16 protein-coding genes are annotated in these 20022 nt (G+C 61.9%); 6 read left to right on the forward strand and 10 right to left on the reverse strand.

Annotation, left to right across the window (positions count from 1 at the left end):
• Positions 1–103 precede the first annotated feature (103 nt).
• The 4 genes from tgt to secF all read left to right on the forward strand — a co-directional run bounded on the left by tgt (position 104) and on the right by secF (position 4558).
• Positions 104–1231, forward strand: a complete 1128-nt coding sequence (tgt, locus tag IPK09_11450) for a tRNA guanosine(34) transglycosylase Tgt (protein ID MBK7984226.1) — start codon at positions 104–106, stop codon at positions 1229–1231.
• A gap of 101 nt (positions 1232–1332) precedes the next feature.
• Positions 1333–1686, forward strand: a complete 354-nt coding sequence (gene yajC / locus IPK09_11455; GenBank protein ID MBK7984227.1) for a preprotein translocase subunit YajC — start codon at positions 1333–1335, stop codon at positions 1684–1686.
• Between the two features lie 54 nt (positions 1687–1740).
• Positions 1741–3594, forward strand: a complete 1854-nt coding sequence (gene secD / locus IPK09_11460; GenBank protein MBK7984228.1) for a protein translocase subunit SecD — start codon at positions 1741–1743, stop codon at positions 3592–3594.
• A 19-nt stretch (positions 3595–3613) separates the two neighbouring features.
• A complete protein-coding gene (gene secF / locus IPK09_11465; protein ID MBK7984229.1) occupies positions 3614–4558 on the forward strand; it encodes a protein translocase subunit SecF in 945 nt (314 codons plus the stop codon).
• A gap of 70 nt (positions 4559–4628) precedes the next feature.
• Here secF and IPK09_11470 read toward each other — a convergent pair whose 3' ends face one another.
• Complete coding sequence (locus IPK09_11470; GenBank protein MBK7984230.1) at positions 4629–4946, reverse strand: hypothetical protein; 318 nt, start codon at positions 4944–4946, stop codon at positions 4629–4631.
• Positions 4947–5177: 231 nt separating this feature from the next.
• Between IPK09_11470 and IPK09_11475 the strand changes: the two genes are divergently transcribed.
• Together IPK09_11475 and ggt are read left to right on the forward strand one after the other, a co-directional pair.
• Positions 5178–6341 carry a response regulator gene (locus tag IPK09_11475; GenBank protein ID MBK7984231.1) on the forward strand — a complete coding sequence of 388 codons (1164 nt, stop codon included), beginning with the start codon at positions 5178–5180 and terminating at the stop codon, positions 6339–6341.
• Between the two features lie 90 nt (positions 6342–6431).
• Positions 6432–8171 carry a gamma-glutamyltransferase gene (gene ggt, locus IPK09_11480; GenBank protein ID MBK7984232.1) on the forward strand — a complete coding sequence of 580 codons (1740 nt, stop codon included), beginning with the start codon at positions 6432–6434 and terminating at the stop codon, positions 8169–8171.
• Positions 8172–8236: 65 nt separating this feature from the next.
• Here the strand turns inward: ggt and IPK09_11485 are convergent, their stop codons facing one another.
• The 9 genes from IPK09_11485 to mltB all read right to left on the reverse strand — a co-directional run bounded on the left by IPK09_11485 (position 8237) and on the right by mltB (position 19996).
• Entirely contained in the window at positions 8237–9076 is an 840-nt protein-coding gene (locus IPK09_11485; GenBank protein ID MBK7984233.1) for a response regulator, read from the reverse strand.
• A gap of 134 nt (positions 9077–9210) precedes the next feature.
• The gene (locus IPK09_11490) at positions 9211–10869 is read right to left on the reverse strand and encodes a PAS domain S-box protein (GenBank protein MBK7984234.1); all 1659 of its coding nucleotides are present in this window, start codon (positions 10867–10869) and stop codon (positions 9211–9213) included.
• 88 nt (positions 10870–10957) lie between these two features.
• Positions 10958–13834, reverse strand: coding sequence for a PAS domain-containing protein (locus tag IPK09_11495; GenBank protein MBK7984235.1), 2877 nt, complete (start codon positions 13832–13834; stop codon positions 10958–10960).
• Positions 13835–14138: 304 nt separating this feature from the next.
• Positions 14139–15164 (reverse strand): lipoyl synthase, encoded by a 1026-nt coding sequence (gene lipA / locus IPK09_11500; protein ID MBK7984236.1) that lies wholly within the window; start codon positions 15162–15164, stop codon positions 14139–14141.
• A 100-nt stretch (positions 15165–15264) separates the two neighbouring features.
• Positions 15265–15897 (reverse strand): lipoyl(octanoyl) transferase LipB, encoded by a 633-nt coding sequence (gene lipB / locus IPK09_11505; GenBank protein MBK7984237.1) that lies wholly within the window; start codon positions 15895–15897, stop codon positions 15265–15267.
• A 32-nt stretch (positions 15898–15929) separates the two neighbouring features.
• The gene (locus IPK09_11510) at positions 15930–16214 is read right to left on the reverse strand and encodes a DUF493 domain-containing protein (GenBank protein MBK7984238.1); all 285 of its coding nucleotides are present in this window, start codon (positions 16212–16214) and stop codon (positions 15930–15932) included.
• A gap of 9 nt (positions 16215–16223) precedes the next feature.
• On the reverse strand, positions 16224–17393 hold the full coding sequence (locus tag IPK09_11515) for a D-alanyl-D-alanine carboxypeptidase (GenBank protein ID MBK7984239.1): 1170 nt from the start codon (positions 17391–17393) through the stop codon (positions 16224–16226).
• Between the two features lie 129 nt (positions 17394–17522).
• On the reverse strand, positions 17523–18785 hold the full coding sequence (locus tag IPK09_11520; protein ID MBK7984240.1) for a septal ring lytic transglycosylase RlpA family protein: 1263 nt from the start codon (positions 18783–18785) through the stop codon (positions 17523–17525).
• A 77-nt stretch (positions 18786–18862) separates the two neighbouring features.
• Complete coding sequence (gene mltB, locus IPK09_11525; protein ID MBK7984241.1) at positions 18863–19996, reverse strand: lytic murein transglycosylase B; 1134 nt, start codon at positions 19994–19996, stop codon at positions 18863–18865.
• Positions 19997–20022: the final 26 nt, after the last annotated feature.

The following is a 20022-nucleotide window of genomic DNA, read 5'->3' on the forward strand; positions in this document are numbered from 1 at the left end:
CCCTCGGAATTTCAAGCCATCCACCCCCGATCCGACCTTGTCAGCGCCGCGCCTTCTCGTCAAGATAAGCGCCCCGCAACACACGAGCACTATTATCCACATCATGGATTTTGAAGTCTTTAACACCGAGGGCGCGGCGCGCCGCGGCCGGTTGAGCTTCCCACGCGGCACGGTGGAAACCCCGGCCTTCATGCCGGTCGGCACCTACGGCACAGTCAAGACGCTGACCCCGGAGGAGGTGCGCGCCAGCGGCGCCGAAATCATCCTCGGCAACACCTTTCACCTGATGTTGCGGCCCGGCGCGGCCATCATCGAACAACACGGCGGCTTGCACGGTTTCATGCACTGGAACGGGCCGATTCTGACCGATTCCGGCGGCTTTCAGGTATTTAGCCTGGCGGCGATTCGCAAGATCACCGAAGCCGGCGTGAAATTTCAGTCGCCGGTGGACGGCGGCACGGTATTTCTGGGACCGGAGGAATCAATGGCGGTCCAGCGTTCGCTCGACTCGGACATCGTCATGATTTTCGACGAATGCACCCCCTATCCGGCCACCGAAACGGAAGCGCGTCGATCCATGGAACTGTCGCTGCGCTGGGCGCGACGCAGCAAGATCGCCCACGGCGACAACCCCGCCGCGCTGTTTGGCATCGTGCAGGGCGGGATGTATCCAACCCTGCGCCGGATTTCAGCGGAGGGCTTGCGCGAGATCGGTTTCGACGGCTACGCCATCGGCGGGCTGGCGGTGGGCGAACCATCGGCGGAGCGGCTGCGGATTCTCGACGCGACCGTGCCGCTGCTCCCGCCGGAGGCCCCGCGCTATCTGATGGGCGTCGGCAAGCCGGAAGACATCGTCGAAGCGGTGCGTCGGGGCGTCGATTTGTTCGACTGCGTGCTGCCGACTCGCAACGCCCGCAACGGCCATCTTTTCACCCATCACGGCGACATCCGCATCCGCAACAGCCGCTATCGCCACGATGACCGCCCCCTGGACGAACGCTGCGGCTGTTATACCTGCCGCCATTACAGCCGCGCCTACCTGCGCCATCTGGACCAGTGCCGCGAAACTCTCGGCGCCCGGCTCAATACCATTCACAACCTGCACTACTATCAGGAGCTCATGCAAGCCCTGCGCGAAGCCATCGCCGGTCAGCGACTGGCGACATTCGCCGCGGAACTTTACGAAAAGCGCGGGCAAATCGCCCTACCCGTGTATAATGACGCGCTTTAAAAATCAGCCTCGAACCCCGCCCCCGCACCAATGCCGCCTGCCCTTCCCGATTCGCTGCGAGCGCGCCCGCGGCACGAGGCTAGCTATCACCGAGGAGTCCCATGGAAAGCCTATTGAACTTCTTCATCCAAGACGCCGCCGCTCAGACCGCCACCGGCGCTTCCGCCAACGGCGCGATGGGGTTGATGAACCTGCTGTTTCCCATCATCTTGATCGCGGCGTTTTACTTCCTGTTGATCCGCCCGCAGACCAAGCGCGCCAAGGAACACAAGCAAATGGTGGACGGCCTGAAGAAAGGCGATGAAATCGTCACCGGTGGCGGCGTGCTGGCGCGTATCACCGATGTAGGCGACAACTTCGTTCAGGCTGAAATCGCCGACGGCGTGCAGATCAGGGTTCAAAAGCAAGCGATCGGCTCGCTGATGCCCAAGGGCACCTTTAAAGGAAATTTGTAATCGCGCCCCCGGCGCTCACGCGGGAATCACCGTTTCATGTCTACTCCGCACGCCCTGAACCAATACGCCTGGTGGAAATACCTGCTGATCGGCCTCGTCATTTTTTGGGGGCTGATCTTCGCGCTACCCAATCTGTTTGGCGAAGATCCCGCCGTGCAGATTTCCGGCGCCCGCGCCAACATTCCCATCGACGCCGCGTTTCAAACTCGGGTCAGCACCGTACTCGAAGCCGAAAAGCTGCCGCACAAACGCCTGGAATTGGAAGCTGACCGTCTGTTGATCCGCTTTTCCGACTCTGAAGAACAACTCAAAGCCGCCGACATCCTCAAGGACCGCTTGGGCCGCGACTATATCGTCGCCCTCAATCTCGCCTCCTCGGCGCCGTCCTTCCTGCGCGCGCTCGGCCTGAATCCGATGTATCTGGGTCTGGATTTGCGCGGCGGCGTGCATTTTTTAATGCAAGTCGACATGGACGCCACCGTCAAGCAGGTCGAAGACAGCTACGTGGATGAAATCCGCAGCCAATTGCGCAACGATAAAGTGCAGTACACCTCGGTGGGCCGCGCCGCGACCGGCGGCGTCCAGGTCGAGTTCAAGGACGCCGCCGAACGCGACAAGGCCGCGCCGCTGCTGCGCAAGAGCCTCGGCAACCTGCAACAAAGCGAGGTAGGGCCGCTCGGCCTCAAGCTGACACTCGGCGAGCGCGAAATCAAGGAAAAACGCGATTTCGCCCTGCAACAGAACATCACCACCCTGCGCAACCGGGTCAACGAACTGGGAGTCGCCGAACCGATCATCCAGCAGCAGGGCAGCGACCGGATCGTGGTGCAGCTGCCCGGCGTTCAGGATACCGCCCGCGCCAAGGAAATCCTGGGGGCGACCGCCACCCTGGAATTCCGGCTGGCCGATGAGGAAAACGATTGGACTCAAGCGGCCAGCACCAATCGGATTCCCATCAATTCGCGGTTGTACAAAGACCGGCAAGGCCGGCCGGTGCTCCTGCAAAAACGGGTAATGCTGACCGGTGATTCCATCGTCGACGCTTCCTCCGGCCTCGACCAGCAGAACGGTGGGCCGGCGGTGTTCATTTCACTGGATGGCAAAGGCGCCAGCCGCATGGAAGCCGGCACCAAGGACAACATCGGCAAGCGCATGGCGGTGGTGTTCATCGAAAATAAAACTGAAACCAAACGGGTGGACGGCGAACTTAGAAAGAACACCTACACCGTTGAAGAGGTGATCAACGTCGCCACCATCCGCGACCGGCTGGGCCGGCGCTTCCAGATCACCGGCCTGGACAGCACCCGCGAGGCCCGCGATCTGGCCTTGCTGCTGCGGGCCGGCGCGCTGGTCAGCCCCATCGAAATCATCGAGGAGCGCACGGTCGGCCCTAGCGCCGGCAAGGAAAACATCGCCCAGGGCTTCCGCGCCGCCGCCATCGCGTTGCTGGTAATCGCCGGTTTCATGATCTGGCGTTACAAAATCTTCGGTCTGATCGCTACCGCCGCGCTGGTGGCCAACGTCGTGCTGCTGATCGCCGCTCTGTCGATGCTGCAAGCGACCCTCACCTTGCCCGGCATCGCCGGCATCGTGCTGACCATGGGCATGGCGGTGGACGCCAACGTGCTGATTTACGAGCGCATCCGCGAGGAGCTGCGCAACGGCAACAGCCCGCAGGCGGCGATTCACGCCGGTTTCCACCGGGCGTTTGACACCATCCTCGATTCCAATCTGACTACCCTGATCGCGGCGATCATGCTGTTCGGCTTTGGCACCGGCCCGATCAAGGGCTTTGCGGTCACGCTCAGCATCGGCATCCTGACTTCCATGTTCACGGCGGTCACCGGCTCGCGGGCGCTGGTCAACCTCCTTTACGGCGGCCGCAAGCTGCACACATTGACCGTCTGAACGGCGGATGGAAACACGCATGAGACCCTTCTTCAGCCTTTACGACACCCACATCGATTTTCTGCGCTGGCGCAAGCTGGCGATGATCTGGTCGGTCGTGGTGCTGTTAATCGCCATCATCGCGCTGCTGGTCCGAGGCATGAATCTGGGGCTGGATTTTACCGGCGGCACGGTGTTGGAAGTGCAATACCCGCAACCGGTGGAAATTCCGAAGATCCGTGAAACGCTGGCCAAGGCTGGTTTTGGCGCGGCCCAAACCCAGCATTTCGGCACCGCCCGCGACGTACTCATTCGTATTCCGCCGCACGGCGAACAGAACAACGCCGCCACGCTGAGCAATGAGGTGCTGCGCGCCCTGCAAACCGCCGAGGGCGGCGCGGGCGCGACCTTGGCGCGGGCGGAATTCGTCGGCCCGCAAGTCGGCCAGGAGCTGGTGGAACAAGGCGGACTGGCGGCGCTCGGCGCGCTGGCCGGCATCCTGGTCTACGTGATGTTCCGCTTTGAATGGCGGCTGGCGGTCGGCACCATCGCCGCCACCATCCACGACGTGCTGTTCACGGTCGGCTGGTTTTCGCTGTTTCAGATCGAGTTCGATCTGACAGTGCTGGCGGCGGTGCTGGCGGTGATCGGCTACTCGGTCAACGACACGGTGGTGGTGCTGGATCGCATCCGCGAGAACTTCCGCAAGCGCCGCAAAGGCTCCACGCTGGAGATCATGAACTCGTCGATCAATGAAACGCTCTCGCGCACCATCATGACCAGTTTCGTGACGCTGCTGTCGGTGATCGTGATGTATTTCTTCGGCGGTGTGGTGATGCGCGGTTTTTCCATCGCCATGATCATCGGCATCATGGTCGGCACCTACTCGTCAATCTATATCGCCAGCGCCACCGCGCTCTATCTGGGCATCAGCCGCGAGGACTTGCTGCCCCGCGCCAAGGAAACGGCCGACGAGCATCCCTGAGCGATCCTCCGAAAACGCAAGAGGGAGGCTTTTAGCCTCCCTCTTTGCTTCTATCGCAACGCGATGAGGCTTAATGGGGGGTCCGAAGTTGGGTGAATGGGTCAGACTCGTCCAACTGTGGTATCGCCAGATTCGCTTGTGTGCTATCTTTACGTTGCAGCGTATCGCTTGCTACGCCCCGAATGACCAAGCGCGCCCAGCCGGCCGCGATCAGCCACAGCAGGACGCCCAACGCGACGGGACCGCCCGCCGCGGTGCCTAGTCCGTAGGCGATGCTGGCCAAACCGCTCAACCAGAACACGCCGATCGGGGCGGCGGTGCAGGCCACGCAGCCGTAACGGACCACGGCCGCCGGGGGAATAAAAAGTGCGAGCACGGTTCTCTTCATGACCTATTCCTCAGGGGAGTTACCAAGAGCTGTCGGCCAAGGAGGGCGACAAAGGGAAGGAAGTGTATATCCGTATATTCAATCTAGGTTCCAATTGCTTATTAATATAATGTCATCGACTCGCAAACGCGAGACGTTTGTCGTTTGTCCGATTAAAAGTCTGCCGCGCCTCGTTGCAAAACCGCACCACGTCCAATATAACTAACAATTCTGATGCTGTAGGAGGTTTGAATGAACATCAAAAAGGCACTGGTGGTGGATGACTCGAAAGTTGCTCATCTCACCTTGCGCAAGCTGCTGCTGGAGCGCGGTGTCGAGGTCGATTGGGTCGGATCGGGTGAAGACTGCATCAAATATCTGGACAACAAGAAACCCGATATCATTTTCATGGATGTCATGATGCCCGGCATGGACGGTTTCGAAACCAGCCGGGCCATCACCGGGCAAAACCTCCAGGATTCTCCGCCCATCATCATGTGTTCCGCCAATGCCACCGACGAGGACAAGCGGGATGCCAAGGAAAGCGGCGCGGTCAGTTTTCTGTCGAAGCCTTATACCCCCAACCAGCTCGACGCCGTGCTGCGCGCCGTCGGTGAAGGAACCGCCGTCATCTCGCTGGAAGAAGCGGCGACCCCCGCGACCGCGATTCCGATGCCGACCGTGGTCGAAAAACCGACGCCGGCTCCCGCCGCGCCTTCGCTCGCGACCAGAGAGGCGCCAGCCACGCCAACGCTCGCTGAGGGCGCTGGCGATATCGAGCAGCTCGCCGAACGCGTCGCCTGGGCGGCGGCCGAGAAGGTCGCTCGCGACATCATTCAAGAACTGGTGCCCAATTTAGCTCGGGAAATCGCCACGCAAACCGCGCGCGGCGTTTCCGAAGACCTGGGACGGCGCGCGGCCCACGCGGCGGTGCGCGCCGCTCAGGAAGCCGCCAAACAGGTGGCTACCGAAATCGCCCGAGGCACCGCCGAACGTACGGCGCGCAGCGCCGCCCAGGAAAGCGCTCGCAGCGTGGCCGAACAAGCGGCCCGCGAAGTCAGCGAAGGCGTTTCCCAGCGCAACGTCGCCCGGAGCTTGGAGCTGAACCGCGAGGAATTGCTCAAGGAACTCGAAACTCAGATCGACCAGCAGAGCAAGGCCAACCTGACCCTGCTCACAGCCAACCCGGAATTCAAACAGCAGCTCGTGCAAACGGTCCGCTCGGGCATTCAACCGGTGATCGAAACCATTGCTCGGGAAACCGCCGAGCGGGCGATTTTGCAAGCCGGCGCCAACCTCGGCGCGTCGGCCGAAAGCTCCTTGGCCTCACGCGTCACCTTGGCGCTGACGCTGGGCATCGTCGCGTTGGTCGGTTCGGCCGCTGCCTTGTTGGGGTACGTTTTCAAGCTGTTTTGAAGCACAGCGCCGCCGCGCGGTTGGCCTCCGGCCGGTTTTCGGTAACGGCGTGGTGGTGTTGCCGCAAGCGGGTGTTGGAATGGAGGTCTCATGCGCCAATCGATTCAGCGTTCGCGCTGGCTTGGTCCGCTCCTGTCAGCTCTGCTGTGCGCGCTGTCGCCGGGTACGGGCTGGTCCGATGTCACCCCCTACAACCTCCTCGACCGCATCCATCCGGTCGCGGCTCGCAACGGCATGGCCGTCACCCAGGAAGCGCTAGCCACTCAAGTCGGCGTGGCTATCCTGCGGCAAGGCGGCAACGCGGTGGATGCCGCGGTGGCGATCGGTTTTGCGCTGGCGGTCACGTTGCCCCAGGCCGGAAATTTGGGCGGCGGCGGCTTCATGCTGGTTTACGATGCCGCTGAAAAGCAAAGCGAAGCCATCGACTTTCGGGAAGTCGCACCGGCCGCCATCCGGCGAGATTTCTATCTGAATGAAAAGGGCGAGGTGGACGAAACCCGCATCCGCCACAGCCATCAGGCCGCCGGCGTGCCGGGCACCGTGGCCGGACTGGCGCTCGCTCACGGCCGCCACGGCCATTTGCCGTGGCCGCAACTGCTCGCGCCCGCCATCCGTTTGGCCGAACAAGGGATCGCGGTCAGCCCCGAACTGGCCCAATCGCTTCAGGAATCCCGCGGGCGCATGGCGCGCTGGCCGGCCAGCCTAAAACAATTTTTCAAGCCCGACGGCTCGCCGTATCAAACGGGTGAGACGCTGGCGCAACCGGATTTAGCGGCGTCGCTCAAGCTGATCGCCGAACAAGGTCCACCGGCGTTTTACCAAGGCGAAATCGCTCGCCGGCTGGTCGCCGACATGAAGGCGCACGGTGGCCTGATCGCCCTAGACGATCTCAAGAAGTACCGGGCGGTGGTCCGGCAGCCGGCGCGCGGCAGCTATCGCGGTTACGATATCCTATCGATGCCGCCGCCCAGCTCCGGCGGCGTCCATCTCATTCAATTGCTCAACATGATGGAAACCTGGCCGCTGGCTGAGTTGGGCGCCGGCAGCGCCGCCACCCTGCACCGCATGACCGAAGCCATGAAAGTGGCCTATGCCGACCGCAGCGAATATCTGGGCGATCCCGATTTTGTCAAGATACCCGTCGCCGGCCTGACGTCCAAAGCCTACGCCAAGGAACTGGCGGGACGCATCGACCTGAACCGCGCCCGGCCGGCTTCCGAGATCAAACCCGGCCAACCGCAACGCCATGAAAGCGAGCAGACCACGCATTATTCGGTGATCGACCGGGACGGCAACGCGGTCGCCGTGACCTACACGCTGAATTTTCCTTACGGTTCCGCCATCGTGGCGGCAGGCACCGGCATCCTGCTCAACAATGAAATGGACGATTTCGCCGCCAAGCCCGGCACGCCGAACGCCTACGGCCTGATCGGCGGCGACGCCAACGCCGTGGCGCCCGGCAAACGCCCGCTCAGCTCGATGAGTCCGACCATCGTCCTCAAGGACGGCCAGCCGGTGTTGGTCACCGGCAGCCCCGGCGGCAGCCGCATCATCACCACCGTGCTGCAAATCATTTCGAACGTCATCGACCACAACATGAACGTCGCCCAAGCCACCCTCGCCCCCCGCTTTCACCATCAATGGCTGCCGGACGAATTGCGGATCGAAGAAGGGTTTAGCCCCGACACCGTGCGTCTGCTGCGCGAGCTCGGTCACACGGTCGCGGTCAAGGATGCGCTGGGCGACACCCAAAGCATCGTGCGCCAGCCCGAAGGCTTGTACGGCTTTTCCGACCTCCGCCGGCCGGGCGGATCGGCGGCGGGTTATTGACCGGGCCAGGGCTTTGCCGGCTGCGCGCAACCAGCGCGCGACGGCGATCTCGGGCGTGACCCTGACTAAATCCGCGCGGAATCCCGCCGTTCGGTCAGCTCCCGCACGGCGCCGATAATCCGCCAGCGCTCTGGTGTTTCAGGCTCTGCCGCGCACTCGATGCGCTGGGCAAACCAACGGATCTCGCCATCATGCAGGATCGCCCGAAATTCGTGGCGTGTCGTCTGGCCCGGTTCCAACTGGCCCAACAATGCCAAGAAGGGTTCGCGATCCTCGGGATGCACCACGAACCACCAGTCTCGGTGTTCGCGCACTTCCGCTTCGCTGAAGCCGGTCAGCGTATGGAACGTATCGGTCAGCCAATCGACGCGATAATGGCCTGCGTCGTCGCGCAGGCAAGAGTAGGCAAAGTCCGCGCACAGCCGCGCCACGGCGCGAAAGCGCCGCTCGGACTGGCGCAAGATCCGTTCCGCTTCCTGATGCTCCCGCAATAGCCGCCACTGGCGCACGGCGCGGGCCACCACGCGCGGCATGGCGGCAAACGCCCCGGCGGACTTGACCACATAATCCAGCGCGCCGGCCTTTAAGGCTTCCACCGCGATTTGCTCGTTACCGTAACTGGTCATGATCAGGATAGGGAACTCGCCGGCCGTCGCGTGAGGCTTCAACAGTTCCACCCCCCGCCCGTCCGGCAAATTCAAATCCACCAAGGCGATATCCGGGGTGCGGGCGGCGATCCACGCGCGGTACTCGCGCAGCGTGCCGACCCTATCGATAGCGGCGGTCGTGCCGGCGTTCTGGAAAGCGCGGCGAATCGCTTCGGCATGGGCCGCTTCATCTTCGACGATTAAAATTCTCAGGGGGTCGACAGTCAACACGGTTTCCTCACACACGATTTCATCCACCTGGTAGGCTCGGTCAAGCAGCCAGCGTTTTGGCAAGGCACCAGGCCGACGGAAGCGGGCAACAATGTCCAAACGGGCGCCGTGCGTCCGGCGTGCGTTGGCCCGGCTCGGCCACCCCACCCAGAGGACGGCATTTATTCTTGGGTCTCGCAGCGCTCTTCGACGGCCTCGGGCAGGGTGAAGCGAACGCAGGTTCCCTGGCCGCGGCCCGCTGACTCCAGCCAGATATGACCGCGATAGCTCTCGACGATGCGTTTGACCAGCGCCAGCCCCAAGCCCGTTCCTTCGCTTTGCGGATCGAGTTTTTCGAACAAGCCGAACACTTGTTCCTGATCGCGTGGCTCGATGCCCATTCCGTTGTCGCGCACGTAAAAAACCAGCTCCCAGCCTCGGCGCTCGACCCCGATCTCAAGGCGCGGCACGCTCTGTTCGCCCATGTATTTGACGGCGTTCTCGATCAGATTTTGCCAGATTTCCAGCAAGCGAGCGCCGTCACCCACCAGCGTGACCGCCGCCCGGTCCGACCGCACCGTCACTCCCCGCTCGGTGATACCACCCGCTGTCAGACGCAGGGCCTCTTCGACCAAATCCTGGAAGTCGACCCGCACCGGCGGACGCTCGATCCGCCCGTTGCGCGGCAGCTCCAGCAACTCCTCCAGCAACTGGCTCATCCGGTCGGCGGCGGCGTGAATGTAAACCAAGTCTTGCGCGATTTGAGCGGTGTCGGATCGCATCAAATCCCGCTCCAGGTAGCCCAAAAAAGCCTTGATGGTGACCAAAGGGCTTTTGAAATCGTGTGAAATCAGATAAATGAATCGTTCCAGTTCGGCATTTTTTTCCTGGAGCGCCAATCGGGCCTGCCGGCGCGCGGTGATATCGGTTTGCACGCCGATAAAGCGGATGAGGCGCCCCGCCTCATCGCGCACCGGATCGATCAACAGCTGCGTCCAGTAGGTCGAGCCTTCGCGGTGGTCGCTGAGAATTTCGCCCTCGTAGCCGCCGCCGGTTTTCATCGCGTGCTCGATGGCCGCCAGGGTGGCGAGATCGGTCTCCGCGCCCCGCAACACATCCCTTAAAGGTCGGCCCTGAAGCTCGGCGGTTGCAAAACCGCTCAACCGGGTGAACGCGCGATTGACCCACTCGATGCGGCGCTCGGCATCGGTGATGAAAATGGCATTGGTGCTGTGCGCGGCCACCAGCGACAGCCGTTGTAGTTCCTCCTCCGCGCGCTTGCGCTCGGTGATGTCACTGGCGGCCACCAATAGCACGGGATGGCCGGCGCTGGCTTGAGCGGACGCTCCCCGGCTGGCCCTTCTGCCGGCCAACCGCACCGTCAAGGCACGGCAGCCGCTTCCTTGCAGGGTGACATCCATGCTCTTGCCGTCCGGATTGGTGAAAAAGGGCTTGAAGCGGCCACGAAAGATGGCCTGATCCGCGGCGATCATGAAATCGACCAGCGCTCGTCCGACCAGTTCGGCGCCTTGCCGCCCCACCATGTCGGCGAAGGTTTGGTTAGCTTGCTCGATGAGGCCGTTGGGGTCCAGGGTCAGGTAACCGACCGGCGCCTGATGGTAAAGCCGGGCAAAACGATCTCTGGCGCGGCCGAGCTGCGCTTGAACGTCGCGCAGCTCCTCATTTTGCAGCTCCAGTTCGATCTGGTAGACCGACAAGTCGTGGATGATGCTCTCGACCTCGGCCGGCGAAAGGTCGCGCCGCTCGCGGCGGGACCGGGAAAGCATGGCTTCCGCTCGCTCGCGCAGCGCTTGCTGGCGGTCGCCCAAATCCGACTTCATCGACCTTCCCCGCTCGATGGCGCTAAATGAGGGTGCTGGTTGTGGATCGCGGCTGCGCGCCGCCTCGCTGGCGGGCAACCACGTCGAGTCAGGCTTCGGCCAGCTCCTGGAAAACGCCCGACACTTCGATCACCTGTCCGTCTCGCACGACCGGCCAGCCCGTGGCCCGCACCCGGCGCCGCCGGTCGTTGGCCGTAACGATGTCCAACACCAAATCGTAAGGCACGCCTTCGTGACAAGCGCGCCGGAAGGCATCGGTGATGGCTGGGCGCTGTTCCGGCACGCAAAAATTGATGTTCTCCTCCACGGAAGGCTGCTGGCCGGACTCGACGCCGTAAAGGCGGAAAACCTCTTCCGACCAGCGATATTCACCGCCGGCGAGAATGAACCGCCAGCTTCCCGCCTTCGCCAAGCGGGTGGTTTGCTTAAGAATGGCCTCCCGTTCGACTAATTCCAGTTGCAGCTCCTTGAAGCGGGTCACATCCGCGAACGACAGCACAATACCGGAAAAAGACTTGGGCCCCACGGTATAGGGTACGGCCCGCAACAGATACCAGCGCCCTTTTTGGGTGCGGACCTCCTGTTCCAGCGGTTGGCTGGTCGCCTGGACTTCCTGAACCATCCGAACGGGATCGCCGTTGGTCAGATAGTGAGAGATGTGGGTAATGGGCCGACCGACATCGCTGTTCAACAATTTGAAAACATGAGCGACTTCTGGAGAAAAGCGTCGTATTTCCAGATTTTCGTCGAGCAACAGCAGGCCGAACCGGGTCGCGCCCAACAGATTTTCCACATCGTTGTTCAACTCGGTCAACTCGATCATCTTGCTCTGATATTCGGTGTTGACGGTGAACAGCTCCTCATTGGTGGATTGCAACTCCTCATTGGTGGATTGCAACTCCTCATTGCTGGCCAGCAACTCTTCGTTGGTGGCTTGCAACTCCTCGTTGGAGGTTTCCAATTCCTCGATGGTGGCTTGCAGGTTCTCGCGGGTGAATTGCAGATCGTGCTCCAGATCCCGCAAGCGCTCTTCGGCCACTTTGGATAAATCGTAGGACTGAATGTCGGCGTCCGCCTCCAGCGATTCGTCTTTTTTGACTTCCTCGATAAAAACCACCACCAGGGATTCCTGACCTTTCTTCTCCGGCAGCAGGCGGATGCGCAAATCCACCACCCGGACTCCGCTTTCCTGGGACAGGCGGATGTTGGAAAAGCGCAGTTCCTGCCGCTGGCGGAACACCTTTTGAATGCCGGTGGCCAGTGGGACGGCGAGCTCGCGAGCCGCCATCTTGGAAATGTCGTTGACCACCTTGCCCGAGGGCAGCTTGAAATAGTTGCCGGCGTCGCCGAGGACATGCAGCACTTCAAGTTGCGCGTTGACGGTGATCGCCAGCGGAATATAGGCCTGCGTGATCGCGTCCAGCAGGCGCTCTAGCACTCGCTCTTCCTCGCTCAGGCGCACGCTGCGGCGCACGGTGGCGAATTGACCCCGCAGATTGCGAGCGCGGGTGTCGGTCACGGACAGCAGGTGGGTGGCGTCGGACAAGGGCTTGAGACGCCCTTTCGAGCGGTAAAGCTTCCATTTCGAATCCAGCACTTCGAAATAGTCGGTCATGTCGCCGGTGGTCTCGCTGGTCCCCAGCATCAGAACGCCGCCGGGATTGAGCGAAAAATTGAAAAACTCCAACACCTTGCGTTGCAAAATCGGCTGAAGGTAAATGAGCAGGTTGCGGCAACTGATCAAACCGATATTGGTGAACGGCGGGTCCTTGATCAGGTTATGCTGGGCGAAGACCACCATTTCCCGAATGTTGCGGGCGATCTGAAAGTTGTCCTCCTTCTTGTAGAAATATTTGGCCAGCAGCCGGGGCGAAACATCGGCGGCGATGCTTTCGGGAAAACAGCCGTTGGCGGCGAAGTGGATGGCGTCGCGGTCGATGTCGGTGGCGAAAATTTTCACATCGCGGGAAACGCCCAATTGCTCCATCGTTTCGCGGGCCAGGATGGCCAAACTGTAGGCCTCTTCGCCGGTGGAACAGCCCGCCACCCAAAAACGGCTTTCCCGGCTTTCGGTGTTCTTGAAAATCTCCGACAGCGCAATTTGCGCCAGCCGATCAAAGGCTTCCTGATCGCGAAAAAAGCTGGTGACGCCGATCAGCAACTCGCGATACAGCGCCACCACCTCACCGGGACGGTTGGAAAGAAAGGCGACGTAGTCCCTGATATCGTCGGTTTGATTGATGGTCATGCGGCGCTCGATGCGCCGGGTGACGGTGCTGGGTTTGTAGAAGGTGAAATCGACCTTGCACTTCTCCCGCAGGATCGCAAAGATCCGAGTCAACCCCTGTTCGTCGCTCAACAGGGTTTCGGAGCGTTCGACCTTGGTGATATAGGGGTGCTTGGCGAAGGAGAGCAGTTGATCGGGCATCTGGTCGGGCGGGAGCACGAAGTCGGCCAAACCGGTGGCGATGGCCGCTCGCGGCATACCGTCGAACTTGGCGCTTTCCTCGCTCTGCACCATGACCATGCCGCCGTATTCCTTGATGGCGCGCACGCCCCGCGTGCCGTCGCTGCCGGTGCCGGAGAGGATGATCGCCACCGCCTTTTCGTTCTGATCCTCGGCCAGCGAGCGCAAGAACACATCGATCGGCAAATTCACGCCCTTGCTGTGATCTTGTTCGCTCAGCAGCAGCTTGCCGTGAAAGATGGTGAGATTTTTCTTCGGCGGAATCAGGTAAACATGGTTGGGCAGCACCAGCATTCCATCTTCCGCCCGCCGGACCGGCATGAGGGTCTTTTTAGACAGCAGCTCGACCATCAAGCTTTTGTAATCCGGCGAGAGGTGCTGGATGACGATGAAGCCCAAATCGTTTTCGGGCGGCATGTGGCTGAAGAACAGCTCGATCGCTTCAAGACCTCCCGCCGACGCGCCGACCGCCACGTAATGAGTGGGTGCGGCAGGCATGGCAACCGCGCCGCTCGACTGATGTTCAAAACCTTCTTTGCCGATCTTGTCGCTGGCTTTCTTCATGCGAAAAAACTCCAAAATAACGGCGCGCTTCCCTTGGCGGCGCGCTCGCCGGTGCGGCCGCTGTCAGAAGGGTGGATAGCCGCGCTGCCAGCGGGATCAAGCCCATCGAGTCTCGCCCGAGGGCTTCACCCGCCTGATAAGCGGCTAAACTCCTCGCTAAAGAAGCCCCGCGGTTCCTTTCTCCGGCTACAGACCTACCGCTCAGGCGAGAAAAACAACGCCCGTCTCGGGGTCGCGTTCAGCCCACGCCGGCGCCCTTGGCTTGGGAATCGGCGTGATAGGAGGAACGCACCATGGGCGCGGAGGCCACGTGGGTGAAACCCAGCGACTCGCCGAACACCCGCAGTTGTTCGAATTCCTCCGGCGGCACATAGCGTTCGACCGGCAAATGGTGGAGGCTGGGCTGCAAATACTGGCCCAGCGTCAGCATGTCCACCGCGTGGGCGCGCAGCGCGCGCATGACCTCCTCGATTTCCGCCAGCGTTTCACCCAAACCCAGCATCAAGCCCGACTTGGTGGGAACGCGTGGCTGGCGCTCCTTGAAGCGCCGCAACAACTCCAGCGAGTACTGATAATCAGCGCCGGGTCGGGCCTTCCGGTACAAGCGCGGCACGGTTTCCAGATTGTGATTGAACACGTCCGGCGGCGCCTGCTCCAGAATAGCCAGCGCCACATCCATGCGCCCCCGAAAATCGGGCGTCAAGGTTTCGATGACGATTCCCGGTCGCCCGGCGCGCACGGCTCGGACGCAAGCGGCGAAATGGGCCGCGCCGCCGTCGCGCAAGTCATCTCGATCCACCGAGGTGATCACCACGTAGTTCAAACCCATCGCCGCCACCGTGCGGGCTAAGTTGTCAGGCTCGTCGGGATCGAGCGGGTTGGGCCGGCCGTGTCCCACATCGCAGAACGGGCAGCGCCGGGTGCAGATATCGCCCATGATCATGAAGGTGGCCGTGCCGTGGCCGAAGCATTCGCCGAGGTTCGGGCAGTTGGCTTCCTCGCAGACCGTATGCAACCGATTGTCCCGCAAAACCTGTTTCAGCCGCAGTACTTCCGCCGTGCCGGGGAATTGGGCCCGGATCCAGGCGGGCTTGCGCGGGCGCTGCTTGGGGTCGGTCGGAGCGATCTTGACGGGAATGCGGGCGACTTTTTCCGCGCCGCGCAGCTTCTCACCTTGGCGGGAATCCGGTCGGACCGCGGGTTGGGTTAGGGTGGGTTCGAGGGAACCGGCCACGGCATCGCGAGGACTGGTAGGTTCGGACATAATGGGTTCCTGAAAGTGAACGCGCGAACACCCAAGATTCGATTCAAGGGTTTGCCGTTATTGCCCGTCAAATCCGGCAGCGGAACAAAAATAGCAGCCATCAAGGCAAACCCGCACAATGGCCGAAACAAGTGTAGCCCAGTTTGTGGCCGAGGCGCGGTAATAACTCCTCGGCGGCGGCTTCCAGCGTCAGCTCGATCCCGATCTCGCGCAACTGAGTCACCCGCAAGCCGGGATAACCGCAAGGATTGATGCGAGTGAACGGCTCCAAGTCCATGGCGACGTTGAGACTCAGGCCGTGGTAGGAACGGCCCTGCCGGATGCGCAAGCCCAGCGACGCCACCTTGGCATCCGCCACGTAAACGCCCGGCGCATCGGGTCGGGCGCGCGCGGCGACGCCCCGGTCGGCCAGCCATTCGATCACCGACCGCTCCAGCGCCGTCACCAGCGCGCGCGGGCCCAATCCCAGCCGGCGCACGTCCAGCAAACAGTACACCACCAATTGACCGGGGCCGTGATAAGTCACCTGACCGCCGCGATCCACCTGGACCACCGGAATCTCTCCCGGCGCCAGCAAATGCTCCGCCTTGCCGGCTTGGCCTTGGGTAAAGACCGGAGGATGCTCGACCCACCACAATTCATCCGGGGTCGCAACGTCCCGGCGCGCGGTGAACGCGCGCATCGCATCGAATACCGCTCGATAATCATACCGTCCCAACCGACGCAGCAGCAACGGCTCGGCCCGCCGGACGGGCGCGGTCGGGATCACAGCACCAGCGCGATTTGCGGGTGGCCGCTGAGTTCCCGATAGATGGCGTCCAATTGCTCGCGGTCTCGGGCGCGCACCGTCACCGTCACTGACTGGTAACGACCGGCGCGGCTGTCCCGTACTCGCACTTGCGCCTCATTCAGATCGGGAACGTGCCGGCGCACCAGTTCGATAGCCAGCAGGCGCAGTTCAGCCGTGCTGGCCCCCATGACCTTGATGGGAAAATCGCACGGAAACCGCAACAGCGAACCGTCATCCGGTCCAGGCGCTTTAACATCCATCACTCGCGGTCAATGGAAAAGATAATAGAAAAACATCAAGATCGAATCGAGCAAACGTCCGAACCAGCCGCTTTCCGGCACTTCCTTCAGTGCGACCAAAGGAATCTTGCTCACTTCCTGATCGCCCAATTTGACCACGATCTCGCCGAAGGGCTGATCTTTCTGCGCCGGCGCGACGATTTTGGGCTGAACGGTGGTGGTGGTGCTGACCTGCGGCGCTTGCCCCTTGGGCACGGTCACGTACAAAGGATAGGCCACTCCCAACGGAAGCTCATTCTCCTTCCCCTTCCAAATGCGAGAGCTAACGATGGGGGTAGCGCCATCGTACAGCTTGCGGCTTTCGAAAAAGCTGAAGCCGTAGTTCAGCAGCGCCTCACTGGCTTGAAAGCGGTCTTTCTCTTTGGCGGCGCCCAACACCACGCCGATCAGACGGGTGTCGTTACGTTTGGCGGACGACACCAGACAGTAGCCCGCCGACTCGGTGTGGCCGGTCTTGACGCCATCCACCGAGGAATCGGTGAACAACAGACGATTGCGATTGGGCTGTTCGATATTGTTGTACTTGAAGCTGCGCACCGAATAACGCGCGTAATGCTCGGGAAAATCCCGGATCAGCGCCCGCGTCAAGACGGCGATGTCGCGAGCGGACATGTAATGGTTGGAATCGGGCAAGCCGGCCGCGTTGGTGAAGTGGCTGCCCTTCAAGCCCAGCCGCTCCGCTTCCTGGTTCATCAGCTTGGCGAAGGTTTCCTCGGAACCGGCCACATGCTCGGCCAGCGCCACGGTCGCGTCATTGCCGGACTGGACCACCATGCCCATCAACAATTCTTCCACCGGCACCTGAGTGCCGACCTTGACGAACATCTTGGAACCGACCACCTTCCAAGCCCGCTCGGTAATGGTGACTTTATCGTCCAGATGGATCTTGCCGGATTTCAGGGCCTTGTAGATCACATAACCGGTCATCAGCTTGGTGATGCTGGCCGGCTCCATCCGTTCGTCGCCCTTCATGTTGGCCAGGAGGTTGCCACTCTGATAATCCATCAACACGTAACCGCGCACCGGCACTTGCGGCGGTGGCGGTACGGGCTCGGCTCGAACGGGAACCCCGTTCGACAGCAATACAACAAACGCGAGGAACGGCAAAAACAAGCTACGGATTTTCTTTGAATGCGGCATGTCGCAACGGTCTTTCAGTTCAGGAGTGGCAAACTAAATGAATGATTTTAGCCAGAAACGAGTCCCAACAGCAAACCGCCTCAGCGTCGCAACCGACAAGGCGGCCTGTGCTCGCACGTCAAGCCCAGCTCAGTCGCCGGCGGAACGCGAGCGGTTCATCTTCACGCCAGCCAGCCGCGCCACCACCGGTTTGAGCGCGCCAGCTTCTCGAAAGGGCCGAGGCTCCACGCGTTTGGCCGAGTTGGATGCCTTACGGGACCCGAGCGAGTTCGTTCCGGTCGAATGCGGTTCCGACTGGCCGCCATCCGGGCGTCCCACCGCTAGCAACTTGCTTTTGGCGGGCGCCAGCGGCTCGGCGGCCAGCCGCGCGCGAGGTTGGATCCGGCTCCGTGCGACTGCGGGAGTCCGCTTCACGGCGGCTTCTGACTCTGCGGCCTGGCGTGGCGCGGGCACATCCAATACGGGTGTTTCCGAGCGGCGCGGCTCCGCAAGGGTGCGCTGAAGCGCGGAGAGTTCAGTGTTCGCCGCCGGTTGGGTCGGACGATCCGGCTGTGGCGGTGTTTCAGCGCGAACAACCGCCGGCGTTTCCGGCGGGCGCGGTTCCGTATAGGCGAGTTGAAGCGCGGAGGGTTCAGTGTTCGCCGCCGGTTGGGTCGGACGATCCGGCTGTGGCGGCATTTCAGCACGAACGGCCGTCAGCTCTGCTCGGGATGCTGCCGGCTCCGCGGGTCGGTTCGGCTTTTCGCGAGCGGTGGAGATGGTGGCAGATTCCGGATTCGATTGCCCCTGAGGCGGTGGGTCGGCCAAACGTTCCTTGGCTTCGGCACGCCGCGCCGCCAGTTTGGGGAGTACTTGGTAAGGCTCCAGTGCGGTCACTTCCACTTGGGCCGTGCCTTTTCCCAACATACCCAAGCGTTCGGCGGCCGTATAAGACAGATCGATGAGCCGGTTGCCGACAAATGGTCCGCGATCGGTCACCTTGACCACCACATCCCGCCCATTCGTCAAATTGCTCACCCGCACGTAGGTCGGGATCGGCAAGCTCTTGTGCGCGGCGGTCAAGTCGAACATGTTGTAGCGCGGGCCGCTGGAGGTCTTGCGACCGTGAAAATCCTTGCCGTACCAGGAAGCGGTACCTTGTTCGCGATAACCTTCGCTGGTTTCCTTCACCCGATAGCGCCGGCCGAACACCACGTAACTGTCGGCATTGCCGCTGCGGCTGGGTGGTTCGAGCTGTAAGACCGGGTCCTTGCCGCCATTTTGAGCGCTTGCAGGCGGCTCGGTGGCTGGTGGACCGGCCGGCGCGGAATGTTCGGGAACCGTGCTACAGCCGGTGAGCGCGCCCGCCAGCGACGCCCAAACCAAGGCGTGATTCCAATACGATTTCACCATAAAAACACCTCCCTCACCGCCGGACGCATCGATCGATGCGTTCCATCAGTGCGCTTCTCATGGATTTTGTGGATCGCTCAGCCGGCGCGAACGCTGGGTTCCGGCTTGAGAACCCCCGTTTGATTTCGAAGGTAGCGCTCGCGAATTTCCTGACTGAGCTGGTACACCGCCAAGGCGTACAACTGACTGTGATTGTAGCGAGTGATCACGTAAAAATTATGAAATCCCAGCCAGTATTCGGGGTCATCGCGGCCTTGTAACTCCAATAACATCGCCGCTTGTCCGTCGTTCACTGGCTCTAAAGGTGAGACTCCCTGACTCCGCAGGCCGCCGACGCTGTGTTGTGGCAGGCTCAAGCGCCGGCTGACCAAGGCCGGATAGCTGCCGCCGCTGACCGCCGCCGGGGCAGCGACCGGCTCGCCGGTTTGCCAACCATGCTTTTTGAAATAATTGGCGACGCTGCCGATGGCGTCTCGCGGGTTCCGCCACAGATCGCGATGGCCGTCACCGTCGAAATCCACCGCATAAGTCCGAAAGCTGCTCGGCATGAACTGCCCGTAGCCCATGGCTCCGGCGTAAGAACCGCGCGGCATCAGCGGATCGACGCTCTCCGCGCGGGCCAGCAGCAGGAAACTCTCCAGTTCCTTGCGAAAATAATCCGCGCGCCGGGGGTAGTCGAACGCCAGGGTGGCCAGCGCTTCCAGCACCCGGTATTTGCCCATGTTGCCGCCGTATTGGGTTTCGACGCCGATGATGGCGACCACATACTCCGGCGGCACCCCATAAACCTGTTCGGCGCGCGCCAGCGCCGCCGCGTTGGCGCGCCAGAATGCCGCGCCGCCCTCGATGCGTTTGGCATTGAGGAAAATGGAGCGATAGCCGTGCCAAGGCTTGGCTTCGGCCGGTCTGGACATAGCGGCGATGATGCTGGGTTGAGCGTAAGCGCGGTCGAAAGTCGCCTGCAACCGTCCCGCATTGAAGCCGTGCTGGGCCGCCATCTGGCGGATGAACGCTCGCACGTCGGAACGGCCGCCCAGCGGCTGGCCAGGAATCGCGCCCGTCGAATCCGCCGCCGAATCCGGCGGCGGTGCGGGGGCTGGGGCGGCATCAGGCAATGAGCCCATCGGGGCATACGCTGGGCGCTGGGCCGTCATGGGCTGCGCGCAAGCGCTCAACAGCAGGATCAAAGCAAGCAACAACGGGCTATTCACGCGCAAATTCGTCATTGGCAAGGGTG

It is taken from the genome of Candidatus Competibacteraceae bacterium (assembly GCA_016713505.1).
Classification (GTDB): Bacteria; Pseudomonadota; Gammaproteobacteria; order Competibacterales; family Competibacteraceae; genus Competibacter_A.

What these genes read in the sequence shown, in the direction of transcription:
- tgt (MBK7984226.1), top strand. Translation starts at nt 104, where the DNA reads ATGGATTTTGAAGTCTTTAACACCGAGGGCGCGGCGCGCCGCGGCCGG.
- yajC (MBK7984227.1), top strand. Translation starts at nt 1,333, where the DNA reads ATGGAAAGCCTATTGAACTTCTTCATCCAAGACGCCGCCGCTCAGACC.
- secF (MBK7984229.1), top strand. Translation starts at nt 3,614, where the DNA reads ATGAGACCCTTCTTCAGCCTTTACGACACCCACATCGATTTTCTGCGC.
- IPK09_11470 (MBK7984230.1), bottom strand. Translation starts at nt 4,946, where the DNA reads ATGAAGAGAACCGTGCTCGCACTTTTTATTCCCCCGGCGGCCGTGGTC.
- IPK09_11475 (MBK7984231.1), top strand. Translation starts at nt 5,178, where the DNA reads ATGAACATCAAAAAGGCACTGGTGGTGGATGACTCGAAAGTTGCTCAT.
- ggt (MBK7984232.1), top strand. Translation starts at nt 6,432, where the DNA reads ATGCGCCAATCGATTCAGCGTTCGCGCTGGCTTGGTCCGCTCCTGTCA.
- IPK09_11490 (MBK7984234.1), bottom strand. Translation starts at nt 10,869, where the DNA reads ATGAAGTCGGATTTGGGCGACCGCCAGCAAGCGCTGCGCGAGCGAGCG.
- IPK09_11495 (MBK7984235.1), bottom strand. Translation starts at nt 13,834, where the DNA reads ATGCCTGCCGCACCCACTCATTACGTGGCGGTCGGCGCGTCGGCGGGA.
- lipA (MBK7984236.1), bottom strand. Translation starts at nt 15,164, where the DNA reads ATGTCCGAACCTACCAGTCCTCGCGATGCCGTGGCCGGTTCCCTCGAA.
- IPK09_11510 (MBK7984238.1), bottom strand. Translation starts at nt 16,214, where the DNA reads ATGGATGTTAAAGCGCCTGGACCGGATGACGGTTCGCTGTTGCGGTTT.
- IPK09_11515 (MBK7984239.1), bottom strand. Translation starts at nt 17,393, where the DNA reads ATGCCGCATTCAAAGAAAATCCGTAGCTTGTTTTTGCCGTTCCTCGCG.
- IPK09_11520 (MBK7984240.1), bottom strand. Translation starts at nt 18,785, where the DNA reads ATGGTGAAATCGTATTGGAATCACGCCTTGGTTTGGGCGTCGCTGGCG.